The sequence below is a fragment of the Streptomyces sp. NBC_00876 genome, from assembly GCF_045207435.1.
Taxonomy (GTDB): Bacteria; Actinomycetota; Actinomycetes; order Streptomycetales; family Streptomycetaceae; genus Streptomyces.
In genome coordinates, this window is the sequence record NZ_CP108800.1 from 2974601 (window position 1) to 2986843 (window position 12243).

Consider the following 12243-nt stretch of genomic DNA (forward strand, 5'->3'; position numbering starts at 1 on the left):
GGACTAGACCCGTTACATTCTCGTTATCGTCGTGGGTCGGTATGGCTCCCGCGGACCGCCGGCTGCGGACGCGAGGGCCCCGCAGGACCGCTCAGCCGCGTCCGCTCAGATGGGCGGTGAAGGAGAACCGGTCGCCGCGGAACAGGGTCCGTACGCGCTCCAGGGGCTGACCGCCCGCGTCCCGCGAGATCCGGTGGATCAGCAGCATGGGCAGCGCGGGCGAGGTGCCGATGAGCAGCGCCTCACGCGGTGTGGCGAGCACGGTCTCGATCCGCTCGTCCGCATCGCCGAAGGAGATCCCGAGCCGGTCGTGGAGATAGGCGTAGAACGACGAGTCGGGGTCGAACTTCTCCTCCAGGTCCGGGACCCGGGCGACACTGACGTACGTGCTCTCCAGCCCGACCCGGTCGTCGTCGGCGAGCAGCACCCGCTCCAGGTGCCAGACCGGCTCCCCGCGCTCCGCCCCGATGTCGGCGGCGAGCGCCGCGGGGCAGGGGAACTGCTCGAGGCCGATCAGCCGGCGGCCGGGGGTGCGGCCCTGGCGGCGTACGCCCTCCGTGTAGCTCGCGAGGGAGAGCGGCTGCTCCAGCTTGGGGCCCGCGACCACCGTGCCGCGGCCCTGCCGGGCCAGCCGCCCCTCCAGGAGGAGATCGCGCAGGGCCTGGCGCACGGTCTCGCGCGACACCTCGTAGCGCACGGCGAGGTCCCGCTCCGGCGGCAGCATGCCGCCCTCGCCCAACTCGTCGATGAGCACGGAGACATGGGCCTTGACCGCGTAGTACTTGGGAATGCGGCCGTGCTCCGGGATGCCGGAGCGGATCGGAGCGCCAGGAGTCTGGTCGTACGGGGAGTCCACGGCCCGATGGTGGCAGACGGACATGAACAGCTGTGGACGTCGGGCGTGCAACGGCCGGAAGTCGGCGGGGCGGCCGGGCCGGCGAGCGGCCCTGGGTGGCCGGGTTCAGCGAAGGGCGCGGCGCGTCCGGCGGGCGGCGATCACCACGGCACCGCCGCCGATCAGGAGGCCGGAAACGGTGAGTGCGGGCAGCGGGACCGGTACGGAGATCCCGGTGCTGGCGAGTTCCGGGATCCCGGCCGGGTCACGGCCGGGCGCGACCGGGCGCGGGGTGCGCGTGGTGCCGGTGCCCGAGCCGGATTCGGTCCTGCCGGGTTCGGTCCTGCCGGATTCGGTCCTGCCGGGTTCGGTCCTGCCGGGTTCGGTGCTACCGGGGATGCGGCCGGGAAGGCCGTCGCCCTCCTTCTCCTTGCCGGTCCCGCCCACGCTCTCGCGGTCCCCGCCCACCTCGCCGGTCTCGCCGGTCCCGCCGCTGTCCGTCCCGTCCCCGCTTCCGTCGTCCTCGACCACGGTGAACGGGTAGTCCTCGGACTCGCCGACCCACTCCCCGTCGCCGTTTCCCGTCGCGGCGCCCTTGCCGCTCTGCGCACCCTGCCGCTGGACGATCGCGGCGTTCGCGGTGATCCGGCCGGGGCTGGTGTCGGAGGTGAACGCCAGCCGGACCTGGACGGTGACGGTGTGCCCGGCGGGCACGGTGAAACCGCCGAAGGAGTCGTCGCCGTCGCCCCCGAAGACACCGATGTGCTCGTCCCGGTCGGTCGTCTCCCAGGTGACGCGGTGCTCGACACCGGGGTGCGTGCGCTCGGAGAACTCCAGCTGGATCTGGTCCGAGGTCAGCATGCGGTCCTCGTCGGTGAGGACCAGGACGGGGTGGATGGCCCGGCAGGACTGCGCGGTGGTGTTCGTCAGGTCCAGGAACCAGGTGCCGTAGCCGCCGCCGGAGGCGTAGGTGTCGGGACCGCCGTGGATACGGGTGTCGATCGGGAAGTCGGCTGCCGCCGGGTCGCCGCAGGCGGGCTGCTGGTCGGCGGTGACGGCGCCCGCCACGGACGCGGCCGGGGTCAGGTCCATGGCGGGGCTGGCGGCCGGATTGCGCTGAGGGGCGGCGGACGCGGTCGCGGGACCGCCGAGCACGACGGCGGGCACCACGCTCGCCGCGGCGAGCCCGAGCGCGAGGCCGTGCCGGGGCCGGGCGGCCGGGGGCGAGGACGGGGGACGGTCGGGCGGCGGAGCGGCGGGGGGCGGTGTGGGGGGCATGAGGGGGGCAGCCTTCCCTGCTTGCGGAAACGGTTCGGCTCGCCCCGGGCCCGGAGTTCACCGGTATGGACCGCGACATTCCCACACGCACCCTCACCGACCGCCGCCGACATACCGGCGGCCGCCCGGCAGGCCACCCGGAACCCCTCGATCAGCCCAGTTCCCCGCTGACGGCGGGGGGCGGGGGCAGGGCGCGGGCCGGCGTCCGGGGGCGGGTCCGGGGGCGGGTGCGGGTCCGGGGCGGCGTCCGGGGCGGCGTCCGGGTCCACCTACGCGTCCGCCTATGCGTCCGCGTCCGCCTCCGCGTCGGGCCAGGCATCCACTCGGGCGTCCACTCGGGCATCCATCCAGGCATCCGCCCCGGCATCCGCGTCGCCGACGCGGCCGAACAGCGGGGCGAGGACCAGCTGGGCCGCTCCTTCGGCGACGGGCCGGTCCCCTCCCCCGTCGGTGGTGACGGGGACCGGCATCCGGCCCATGCCGTCACGCCGGGCCCGGTCGTCGAGCACGGCGCGTACCCCTCGTACATACGCGTCGGGGTCGGCGGCGACGGTACGTCCGCCCAGCACCACCCGGTCGATGTCGAGGAGCCCGACCAGGTTGGCGGCGCCGGTGCCGAGCACCCGTGCGGCCTCGGCGACGTCGCCCCGGCCGACGGCGGCCAGGCAGAGCGCCTCGACGCAGCCCCGCCCGCCGCAGCCGCACTCGATCCCGTCCAGCTGGACGGTCTGGTGGCCGAACTCCCCGGCTCCGGTGCGGGCGCCACGGTGCAGCGATCCGCCGAGCACCAGCCCCGCACCGAGGCCGCTGCCGAGGTGGAGGTAGGCGAAGTCGGCGGGGCCCGACGCCTGGAGGGCCAGCCGGAGCGCGGCGGCGTTGGTGTCCTTGTCGATGACGACGGGCAGCCCGGTCCGCGCGGCCAAGGCGTCCCGGAGCGGGTAGCCGTCCCACTGAGGGAACCCGGTGACGCGGTGCAGCACCCCGCCCCGGTGGTCGAGCGGCCCCGGCACGGCGACCCCCACCCCGAGCACCGGCGACGCGCCGTCCCCCCGCACGGCGGCGACCGCCGCGGCCGCCGCCCCGATCACCGCGTCCGCCGGCGCGCCGAAGTCCAGCGGAGCCGTGCGGCTCGCGGCCACCGCCCCCGCGAGGTCGACGAGCACCACGGTCAGCTCGTCGCGGTCCAGGTGCAGCCCGACCGCATGCCCGGCCTCGGGCACCAGCCGCAGCACGGTCCGGGGCTTGCCGCCCGTGGAGGCACGGCGCCCGGCCCCGGCGGCCAGGCCCTCGGCCCGCAGCCGGGCGGTGATCTTGCTGACGGCCTGCGGGGTGAGTCCCGTCCGCTCGGCGAGTTCGAGCCGGCTGATGCCGCGCTCGCCCGCGACCCTCAGCAGGTCCAGCACGAGCGCCGCGTTGTGGCTGCGCAGCGCCGGCAGGTTGGCGCCGCTATTGGTCCTGTTCACGGACCCATTGTCGCCCGCGCTTGCACTTTGGCAACAGCGTTGCCAAAGTGGAACGCATGACTGACCACGCGACTCACGAGACCTCCGGACCGTCCGGGACCCCCCTGCGCGTCGGACTCGTCGGCTACGGCCTGGCGGGTTCCGTCTTCCACGCCCCGCTGATCGCCGCGACCGACGGCCTCGTCCTGGACACGGTCGTGACGTCGAACGAGGAGCGGCGCGCGCAGGCCCGCGCCGAGTTCCCCGGGGTGCGGTTCGCCGCCTCGCCGGACGAGCTGTGGCAGCGTGCGGACGAGCTCGACCTGATCGTGATCGCGTCACCGAACAAGACCCATGTACCGATCGCGACCGCCGCGCTGAAGGCCGGCCTGCCGGTGGTCGTGGACAAGCCGATCGCGGGTACGGCCGCCGAGGCGCGTGAGCTGGCGGCCCTGGCCGAGGAGCGCGGACTGCTGCTCTCGGTCTTCCAGAACCGCCGCTGGGACAACGACTTCCTCACCCTGCGCTCGCTGATCGCGGGCGGTGAGCTGGGCGAGGTGCAGCGCTTCGAGTCGCGCTTCGAGCGCTGGCGCCCGCAGCCGAAGGGCGGCTGGCGCGAGTCGGGCGACCCCGAGGAGATCGGCGGACTGCTGTACGACCTGGGCAGCCACGTCGTCGACCAGGCGCTGGTCCTGTTCGGCCCGGCGGTCCAGGTGTACGCGGAGTCGGACGTACGCCGGCCCGGGGCGGCCGCCGACGACGACACCTTCCTGGCGATCACCCACGCGGGCGGGGTCCGCTCGCACCTGTACGTCAGCGCGACGACGGCGCAGCTCGGCCCGCGTTTCCGGGTGCTCGGCTCCACCGCCGGCTATGTGAAGTACGGCCTCGACCCCCAGGAGGCGGCCCTGCGCGAGGGTGCGCGCCCGTCGGCGGACGGGCCGTGGGGCGAGGAGGGCGAGGAGCTGTGGGGCCGGTTCGGCTCGGGCGAGTCCCCGCTCACGGGCGGCGGCACCCCGGTCCGTACGCTGCCGGGCGACTACCCCGCGTACTACGCGGCGGTCACCGACGCGCTGCGCGGAAAGGGCGACAATCCGGTGACGGCCCTCCAGGCCGCCGCGGCGCTGGACGTCCTGGAGGCCGCCCGCCGCTCGGCCCGCGACGGCGTCACCGTCACGCTGCCCACGGCCCCCGAACCCGTCACCGCCCACGGCACCGAGGAGCAGTCCGCATGAACCCCACCGCTCCGACCATCTCCGAGCTGATCGCCCAGGAGCGCCGGCTGACGCTGCCGCACTTCGGTTACGACGACGCCTACGCGCTCGGCGGCCTGCTCGTCTCCCTGGCCCGGGAACGGCACGCACCGGTCGCGATCGACATCCGGCGCGGGGCCCAGCAGCTGTTCCACGCCGCGCTGCCGGGTTCGAGCGCGGACAACGACGCGTGGATCGACCGCAAGCGCAAGGTCGTCGAACGGTACGGAGAGAGCTCGTACCTGGTCGGGACCCGGTTCCGGGCCAAGGGGACGACGTTCGACGAGGCCTCGCGCCTGAACCCGGACCGCTACGCCGCGCACGGCGGCTCGTTCCCGATCGCGGTCGAGGGAGCGGGGGTCATCGGCTCGGTCACCGTCTCGGGGCTGCCCCAGGCGGAGGACCACGCACTGGTGGTCGAGGCACTGGAACAGTTCACGGCAAAGATCGCCGACTGAACCAGCGAAGGGGCGGGCGCCCACCACTGACGGCGCCCACCCCTCCGATCTTTATGCGACCAACTCCTGCGCCGTACGCGTCCAGCCCAGCACCATCACGATCGGCGCAGCCCGACAAAATCAAGCCCGCCCCCAGCACCATCACGGGCCCGACAAAATCAAGCCCGCCCCCAGCACCATCACGATCGGCCGAGCCCGGCAAAATCAAGCCCGTCCGGCGCTTGAGGACATCTTTTAAGCCCGTCCGGCGATTGAGGACGCTTCCAGCCCGTCCGGCGATTGAGGACGCCCTTTCAGCCCGTCCGGCGCTTGAGGGCGAAGCGGCCCCCCGGGCGCACCCGGGACCGGACCCGCACCCCCTACGCCCCCTTCAGCTCCTGCCGCTGCCGCCCCAGCCCCGAGATCTCGAGCTCCACGACATCCCCCGCCCGCAGATACGGCTTCGGCTCGGGCTGCCCCATCGCCACACCCGCCGGCGTCCCGGTGTTGATCACGTCACCGGGGTAGAGCGTCATGAACTGGCTCAGGTAGCGCACGACCTCGCCGACCGGGAAGATCTGGTCGGCCGTCGTACCGTCCTGCTTCAGCTCACCGTTGACCCAGAGCTTCATCGGCAGGGCCTGCGGGTCGGCCACCTCCTCGGCCGTCACCAGCCAGGGGCCGAGCGGGTTGAACGTCTCGCAGTTCTTGCCCTTGTCCCACGTACCGCCGCGCTCGATCTGGAACTCGCGCTCGGAGACGTCGTGCGCCACCGCGTATCCGGCGACGTGCGCGAGCCCCTCCTCCGCGGAGTCCAGGTAGCGGGCGGTGCGCCCGATGACGACCGCGAGCTCGACCTCCCAGTCGGTCTTCACGCTGCCGCGCGGCACGAGCACCGTGTCCTCGGGCCCGACGACCGTGTCCGGCGCCTTGAAGAAGAGGATCGGCTCGCCCGGGATCTCGGCGCCGGTCTCCGCGGCGTGGTCGTGGTAGTTCAGCCCGATGCACACGATCTTGCCGATCCGGGCGAGCGGCGGACCCACCCGCAGCCCCTCGGCGTCGAGCGCGGGCAGCTCCCCGGACGCGGCCGCGGCGGCCCGCACCCGGGCGAGCGCGTCCTCGTCGGCGAGCAGCGCGCTGTCGATGTCGGAGACGATCCCCGACAGGTCACGCAGGGTTCCGTCCTCGTCCAGCAGCGCCGGTCGTTCCGCGCCTGCCGTACCCACACGAAGCAGCTTCAACGGTCTTACTCCCCTTGGTCGAGATCGGGCCCGTCGGATGGGTTGCGGCCATCGCAGGCTTGTCCGATCCTCCAAGACATCCGATCACTCCGCAAGACCCTGTTCACACACTGGACCGGCGCACTCGCGTCCTCGATTACGCCGCCGTGGCCATGGCGGCGCCCGCGGCCGGCATGTCGCGGTACAGGTAGGCCCGCTCGATCGCGGTCCAGGTGGTGCTCGTGACGACGTACAGAGCGGCGGCCAGCGGCACGAAGGCGACGGTGAAGAGCGTGAAGAACGACATCAACGGCATCACCTTGGCCATCGCCCCCATGCCCGGAACCGGCTGTCCGTCGGGACCGGTGGCCGGGGTGACGGGGTTGGCGGCCATCTGGCGCTTGGTCCGCCCGTAGTTGAACGTGGCGACGGCGGCGACGATCGCGAACAGCCCCAGGTACACGATCCCCTGCGCCCCGAACATCCCGCCGTCCGCGATCGCGTCGCGCCAGCGCTCACCGAGCGGGGCGCCGAAGAGCTGGTGGCCGAGGAGTTCGTTGGCCTCGTTGCCGATCTTCTGGCTGGAGAAGAGGTGGTAGAGCAGGAAGAAGGCCGGCATCTGCAGCAGGCTCGGCAGGCAGCCGGAGAGCGGCGAGACCTTCTCCTCCTTGTGCAGCTCCATGAGCGCCTTCTGCATCCGCTCGGGGTTCTTCTTGTGCTTCTTGCGCAGTTCGGCGATCTGCGGCTGGAGCCGGCGCTGCGCCTTCTGCCCGCGCGCGGCAGCCCGCGAAAGGGGGTGCACGGCGAGCCGTACGAGCGCGGTGAACAGGACGATCGCGGCGGCAGTGGACGCGCCCTGGAACAGCGGGTGGAGCAGATCGGCGAAGGCGCCGACCAGGCTGGCGAATGCGGACATGAAGGCGGACATGGATGAGCCCTCCGTGGGTCTCGTCGTGCCGGGAAGTGGATCGGCTTCGGCATGACGGTCCGCGCGGGGCGCCCTCGTACGCGCACGCGCTCACGGCGTACGTACACGTACAAGAAACGGAAAGGAAGGAGGGGAGCCCTACGCGGCCGTCAGGAGGGCACGGCCGGGGGCTCGGGGGCGCCGGCGCCCCTTGGCGTCCGGGTCCCGCTGGGGCAGGAACGCGGTGCGTTTCTCCCGGTCGCGCATGGCGGTGCGGACCCGGGTGCGGGGCACCGGGGCGGCGCAGCGGGCGCTGATGACCGAGCAGGCGACGAGTGCGGTCCCGGCGGCCGCGGTGGCGGCGAGCGCGACGGCGGCGGAGAGGCTGCCGCCCTCGGCGAGGAGGACCTCGGTGAGGAAGAAGAGGAGCAGTCCGGCGGGCCTCAGGACCCGGGCGAGGGCACCGCGCATGCGGTTCACGGGGCGTGCGTCCATGGTTCCTCCCCCTTCCGTATCTCCTGCGGCCGCGTGGTCCCGCGCGGCACTTCAACCGTTAACCGTTATACACGATGGGCTTCCGGGGGCAGCCGGCCCGGACGATGAGCCTGCTCACCCCACCGGAACCGGCGCCTCGTCCTCGAGCTCGTCCCGGGCGAGCACTTCCTCGTCCGGCCGCTCGTCGGTCTCGCGCGGCCCTGCGTACGTCACCGCCAGCGCGACGGCCAGATTGGCGCCGAGCGCGACGATGCCCGCGTTCACGCCCCACACCGGATCGTTCTCCGTGAACACGAACCCGCACACCACCCCCACCCCCACGGCCAGCCCGCTCAGCGCCCCGAGCAGCGTCAGCCGCCGCCACATCAGTCCCAGCAGGACCATGGGGAGCAGCTGCGCCATCCCTTCGTACGAGATCAGCGAGAGCCGTACGAGGGTGTTCGGCGCGGTGTACGTGAGCAGCAGGGCCAGGCTCCCGGCGATCACCACGACGACCTGTGCCGCGCCCTTCTGCCGCTGTTCCCAGCGGGGTACGAGCGAGAGCACGCTGCGGCCCCACATGGTGCCGATGACCAGCATGAAGACGGCCATCGGCACGATGGAGGACAGGGCGGCGGCGACGCCGATGATCCCGACCGACCAGGCCGGCAGCGAGTCCACGACCAGCTTGAAGAGCGCCAGGTTGGACTCGGCCCCGACGAGCCCCGGCACGACGAAGAGCGCCGCCATGCCGAGCAGCATGGGGACGAAGAGCAGCACGTTGTAGGCGGGGAGCCACATGGCGTTGCGCCGCAGGACGTCGGCGTTCTTGGCGCCGAGGTAGCCGGCGACGGTCGTCGGGAAGATCACGACGGTGAGCGAGTTGAGGAAGGAGGTGGTGATGAACCAGGCCTGTCCGAGCCCGCTGTCCCCGTGCCCGGGGAAGGTCAGCCACTCGCTCTTCTCGGTGACGAGCCGGTCGAGGAAGGGCCCGTAGCCGTCGAAGTAGTGCATGGGTACGTAGACGGCGAGGAAGCCGAGCGTGGCGATCACCATCACGTCCTTCAGGACGGACACCCACGCGGAGCCGCGCAGCCCGCTCACGACGACGAAGCCGGTGGTGACGGCGAAGGCGATGAAGTAGGCCCAGTCCAGGCTGATCGCGCCGTAGGAGATCGTCGAGACGACGACGCCCATGCCGGTGATCTGGAGCTGGATGTAGGGGAGCAGGAACACGGTCGCCAGGACGGCGACGAGCGCCCCGAGCCAGGGCCGGCCGAAGCGGTGGGCCACCATGTCGGTGATCCCGACGAGTCCGTGCCTGCGCGCGTACGCCCAGAGCATCGGCCCGACGACATAGCCGACGGCGTATCCGCAGGACATGTAGGCGACGACGTACAGGACCGGCGCCCCGTAGTTGTAGCCCCAGCCCGCGGCGCCGAGGTAGCTGAAGCTGGTGTAGCCCTCGCCGGCCATCAGCACCCAGATGAAGACGGTGCCGAGACTGCGCCCGCCCACCGACCATTCGGCGAGCCCGCCGCCCTCTCCCCCGCGCCGGCCGCGTACGGCGAACAGTCCGAGGGCGACGGTGGCGACCATGAAGACCCCGAAGACGGAGGTCGCGACGGCGGCGTTCACCGGCGGTCACCCCGCCGGGTCAGCCATACGGCGACGGGGGTCAGCACCGTCGCCCCGAGCAGCCAGAAGAAGAGGAAGGGCAGCCCGAACACCAAGGGACGGACCCGGTTCACGAACGGCAGCGCTCCCAGGTACAGCACGTAGGGAACCAGCAACCACAACAACTGCGGACGTCGTCTGAGCACGTCAGAGAACCTTAGACGCTGCCCTCCCCCAACCGCTGACCACCGCGGTCTCCCCCGCTATCTCCCCCGCACATCCGTCAGCTTCCCCCACACCACGAGCCGGTAGCGGGAGGTGAACTCCGGCGTGCACGTGGTCAGCGTCACGTAGGACCCGGCCGCCCGGTAGCCCACGTACGGCTTGATGTTGCTGCGCGGCACGGCGGCCACGACGCCGCCGTCGCCCGGCACGGTCCGGGCGAGGGTCTTGTCGACGGTGTACGTGTAGACGGCGTCCCGGGTCTCGACGGTGATCCGGTCGCCGGACCGCAGCCGGTTGATGTAGCGGAACGGCTCGCCGTGCGTGTTGCGGTGCCCGGCGAGCGCGAAGTTCCCGGAGCCGCCGGGCTGCGCGGTGCCGGGGTAGTGGCCGACGTACCCCTTGTCCAGGACGCCGCTCCTGCTGATGCCCTGGGCGACGGGCGCGGTCAGCCCGATGCGCGGGATACGGATGACGGCGTACGCCTGGGACCGGCGGGGCGCCCCGCCGGAGTCTTCCTTGTCCTGGGCCCCGACGGCGGGGCTGTCGTCCGCCGGATCCGGTGACGCCTGCGCCGGGGGCGGGTCCACCGCCTCCGCCCCCGCCCCCTCGGGCTCGTCCCAGTCCCGCTGGAGGGACTGCACGGTGTGGGAGGCCTCGGCGCGGGCCTGGCGGTTGGTCCACCACAGCTGATGGGCGACGAGCAGCAGCAGGACGACTCCGAGGGTCATCACCAGCTCCGCACCCGTCCACAGCCCGCGCGCGGCCAGCCGCCTGCCGCGCGGGTCGTACTGCACCACCACCGGTATCCGCTTGGCCACGGCCCGCACGATAGGGCCAAGCCCCGTAACTCTCCAGAGCGGGAACAAGCCTCCGTCCCGCGGCCGTACAGCAGTACGGTGTGGTTCATGCGCCCCGACACGCCTGCCGACCACACCACCGAAGCCGAGCGCCTGCTGCGCACCGCGGCGCAGTACCCCGAGGACCACGAGCCGCTGCTCCTCCAGGCGGCGGCCCATCTGGAACTCGCCGGCGACCGCGCCCGCGCCACCACGCTCTACGACGAACTGCTCAGCGACCCCGACACCGAACACCCCCACCTGGTCAAGGCGCTCAACGCCGCCAACCTGTGGGAGTACGGCCACGAGGCCGAGGCCCGCGCCATCATCGACGGGATCCGCGCGGCGGGCCCGCTGGAGGCGGCCCCCTGGGAGATCGCGGCCGAGACGCTGGAGGCCCACGACGAGCTCGAGGCGGCCCACGACTTCTTCTCCACGGCCCTGACCCTGCTCATCGCTCCGGGCGAGGAAGTCCCGTACGCCACCCAGTCACTGCTGACCGGCCGCCACCGGGTGCGCCGCCTGAGGGGTGTCACGCACGACGCCTGGGACGAACTGGCCGACGCCCTGCACACGGCGGCCGTCCCGCTGGACGAGCTCCACGACCCGAAGCGGCTGTGGGCGCTGGGCTCCTCGGACCCGGGCGAGCTGCGGGCCGAGATCACCCGGCTGCGCGCCGAACTGGGCACGTACCGCACGGCCCTGTCCCGCCCGTTCCCGGTGGCGGTGCTGCACTGGCCGGAGCCCGAACTCCGCGAACTGCTCACCGCCTACCCGGGCCTCGGCAGCGAGTACGCCTCGCACCCGGACCACCTGGCCCGTCTGGAGGCGGCCCTGCGCGACCTGCACACGACGGGCACCCCGAACCTCGGCATCGTGACGGGCACGGTCCCGTCGTACGAGGCGTTCGCCGCCTCCGAGGCCGCCTCCCCGGCCGACGCGAACCTGCTCCCCCAGTACGCCACGACCCTGGCAGCCCGGGGCCGCGCGGTCCCGTGGCCCCCGGCGAGAAGCGCGGCGTGCTGGTGCGGCACGGAGCGCTCGTACCGGGACTGCCACGGGGGCGCTGCGGCGTAGCACGGCTTCGGGGCTTTCGGCGGGGCGGGGAGCGCGCCCGCCCCGATTAATCCGTGTCCCCGCCCGCCCGGCCCTGCGTACCCTGCCGCCATGCCCGAAATCCAACTCCAGCGCCTGCGCCCCGACCACGCCCCGGCCCTCCTCGCGTTCGAGCGGGAGAACCGCGCGTTCTTCGCCGCCTCGGTGCCGGACCGCGGCGACGACTACTTCACCGACTTCGCCGCCCGCCACGCGGCGCTCCTGGCCGAACAGGAAACGGGCGCCTGCCACTTCCACGTGCTGGTGGCGGAGGACGGCGAGATCCTGGGCCGGTTCAACGTGGTGAACGTGGCGGACGGCTCGGCCGATCTGGGCTTCCGCCTGGCCGAGAAGGCCACGGGCCGGGGTCTGGCGACGGAGGCGGTCCGCCAGATCCTCAAGGCGTGCGAAAGGACGTACGGCCTGACGACGGTGCGCGCGGCGGCCGCCCTCACGAACACCGCCTCACGCGCGGTGCTGACACGGATGGGATTCGTCCTCACGGGCGAGGAGTTGGTGCTGAGCGGGAAGCGGGGGGTGGGATACGTACGGCATCTCCCGGCCGAGACGCCGACAGCCGCACCCGCACCCACACCCACACCCACACCGACGTAATGCGGCCGG

13 protein-coding genes are annotated in these 12243 nt (G+C 72.8%); 4 read left to right on the forward strand and 9 right to left on the reverse strand.

Going from position 1 to position 12243, the window contains the following annotated elements; genetic code table 11:
* Positions 1–91 precede the first annotated feature (91 nt).
* The 3 genes from OG782_RS12980 to OG782_RS12990 all read right to left on the reverse strand — a co-directional run bounded on the left by OG782_RS12980 (position 92) and on the right by OG782_RS12990 (position 3576).
* The gene (locus OG782_RS12980) at positions 92–856 is read right to left on the reverse strand and encodes a GntR family transcriptional regulator (RefSeq protein ID WP_406450464.1); all 765 of its coding nucleotides are present in this window, start codon (positions 854–856) and stop codon (positions 92–94) included.
* A gap of 105 nt (positions 857–961) precedes the next feature.
* Positions 962–2113, reverse strand: a complete 1152-nt coding sequence (locus tag OG782_RS12985) for a hypothetical protein (RefSeq protein ID WP_406450466.1) — start codon at positions 2111–2113, stop codon at positions 962–964.
* 281 nt (positions 2114–2394) lie between these two features.
* On the reverse strand, positions 2395–3576 hold the full coding sequence (locus OG782_RS12990; protein WP_406450468.1) for an ROK family protein: 1182 nt from the start codon (positions 3574–3576) through the stop codon (positions 2395–2397).
* A gap of 56 nt (positions 3577–3632) precedes the next feature.
* On the opposite strand from OG782_RS12990, the gene OG782_RS12995 reads away from it, so the two are divergent.
* Both OG782_RS12995 and OG782_RS13000 read left to right on the forward strand, forming a co-directional pair.
* The gene (locus OG782_RS12995) at positions 3633–4790 is read left to right on the forward strand and encodes a Gfo/Idh/MocA family oxidoreductase (RefSeq protein ID WP_406450470.1); all 1158 of its coding nucleotides are present in this window, start codon (positions 3633–3635) and stop codon (positions 4788–4790) included.
* Positions 4787–5266, forward strand: coding sequence for a heme-degrading domain-containing protein (locus tag OG782_RS13000; RefSeq protein WP_406450472.1), 480 nt, complete (start codon positions 4787–4789; stop codon positions 5264–5266). Before OG782_RS12995 ends, OG782_RS13000 begins: the two co-directional genes overlap by 4 nt.
* Before the next feature lie 359 nt (positions 5267–5625).
* Here the strand turns inward: OG782_RS13000 and OG782_RS13005 are convergent, their stop codons facing one another.
* The 6 genes from OG782_RS13005 to OG782_RS13030 form a co-directional block, all read right to left on the reverse strand.
* A complete protein-coding gene (locus tag OG782_RS13005; protein ID WP_406450474.1) occupies positions 5626–6486 on the reverse strand; it encodes a fumarylacetoacetate hydrolase family protein in 861 nt (286 codons plus the stop codon).
* Positions 6487–6622: 136 nt separating this feature from the next.
* Positions 6623–7393 carry a YidC/Oxa1 family membrane protein insertase gene (locus OG782_RS13010; protein WP_406450476.1) on the reverse strand — a complete coding sequence of 257 codons (771 nt, stop codon included), beginning with the start codon at positions 7391–7393 and terminating at the stop codon, positions 6623–6625.
* Between the two features lie 138 nt (positions 7394–7531).
* Positions 7532–7867 carry a DUF6412 domain-containing protein gene (locus OG782_RS13015; RefSeq protein WP_406450478.1) on the reverse strand — a complete coding sequence of 112 codons (336 nt, stop codon included), beginning with the start codon at positions 7865–7867 and terminating at the stop codon, positions 7532–7534.
* A 114-nt stretch (positions 7868–7981) separates the two neighbouring features.
* On the reverse strand, positions 7982–9484 hold the full coding sequence (locus OG782_RS13020) for a sodium:solute symporter (protein ID WP_406450480.1): 1503 nt from the start codon (positions 9482–9484) through the stop codon (positions 7982–7984).
* Positions 9481–9639, reverse strand: a complete 159-nt coding sequence (locus OG782_RS13025) for a DUF3311 domain-containing protein (protein WP_406459038.1) — start codon at positions 9637–9639, stop codon at positions 9481–9483. The genes OG782_RS13020 and OG782_RS13025 overlap by 4 nt, the downstream gene beginning before the upstream one ends.
* 87 nt (positions 9640–9726) lie before the next feature.
* On the reverse strand, positions 9727–10515 hold the full coding sequence (locus tag OG782_RS13030; protein ID WP_406450482.1) for a class E sortase: 789 nt from the start codon (positions 10513–10515) through the stop codon (positions 9727–9729).
* Between the two features lie 78 nt (positions 10516–10593).
* Between OG782_RS13030 and OG782_RS13035 the strand changes: the two genes are divergently transcribed.
* Both OG782_RS13035 and OG782_RS13040 read left to right on the forward strand, forming a co-directional pair.
* On the forward strand, positions 10594–11601 hold the full coding sequence (locus OG782_RS13035; protein WP_406450484.1) for an SEC-C metal-binding domain-containing protein: 1008 nt from the start codon (positions 10594–10596) through the stop codon (positions 11599–11601).
* Between the two features lie 90 nt (positions 11602–11691).
* Positions 11692–12234: a GNAT family N-acetyltransferase gene (locus tag OG782_RS13040; protein ID WP_406450486.1), complete on the forward strand. Its 543-nt coding sequence runs from the start codon at positions 11692–11694 to the stop codon at positions 12232–12234.
* The last annotated feature ends 9 nt before the right edge of the window (positions 12235–12243 follow it).

Bases quoted from the DNA above. Each gene is read 5' to 3' on its own strand.
- OG782_RS12985 (WP_406450466.1), bottom strand. From the start codon at position 2,113: ATGCCCCCCACACCGCCCCCCGCCGCTCCGCCGCCCGACCGTCCCCCG.
- OG782_RS12995 (WP_406450470.1), top strand. From the start codon at position 3,633: ATGACTGACCACGCGACTCACGAGACCTCCGGACCGTCCGGGACCCCC.
- OG782_RS13000 (WP_406450472.1), top strand. From the start codon at position 4,787: ATGAACCCCACCGCTCCGACCATCTCCGAGCTGATCGCCCAGGAGCGC.
- OG782_RS13010 (WP_406450476.1), bottom strand. From the start codon at position 7,393: ATGTCCGCCTTCATGTCCGCATTCGCCAGCCTGGTCGGCGCCTTCGCC.
- OG782_RS13015 (WP_406450478.1), bottom strand. From the start codon at position 7,867: ATGGACGCACGCCCCGTGAACCGCATGCGCGGTGCCCTCGCCCGGGTC.
- OG782_RS13035 (WP_406450484.1), top strand. From the start codon at position 10,594: ATGCGCCCCGACACGCCTGCCGACCACACCACCGAAGCCGAGCGCCTG.
- OG782_RS13040 (WP_406450486.1), top strand. From the start codon at position 11,692: ATGCCCGAAATCCAACTCCAGCGCCTGCGCCCCGACCACGCCCCGGCC.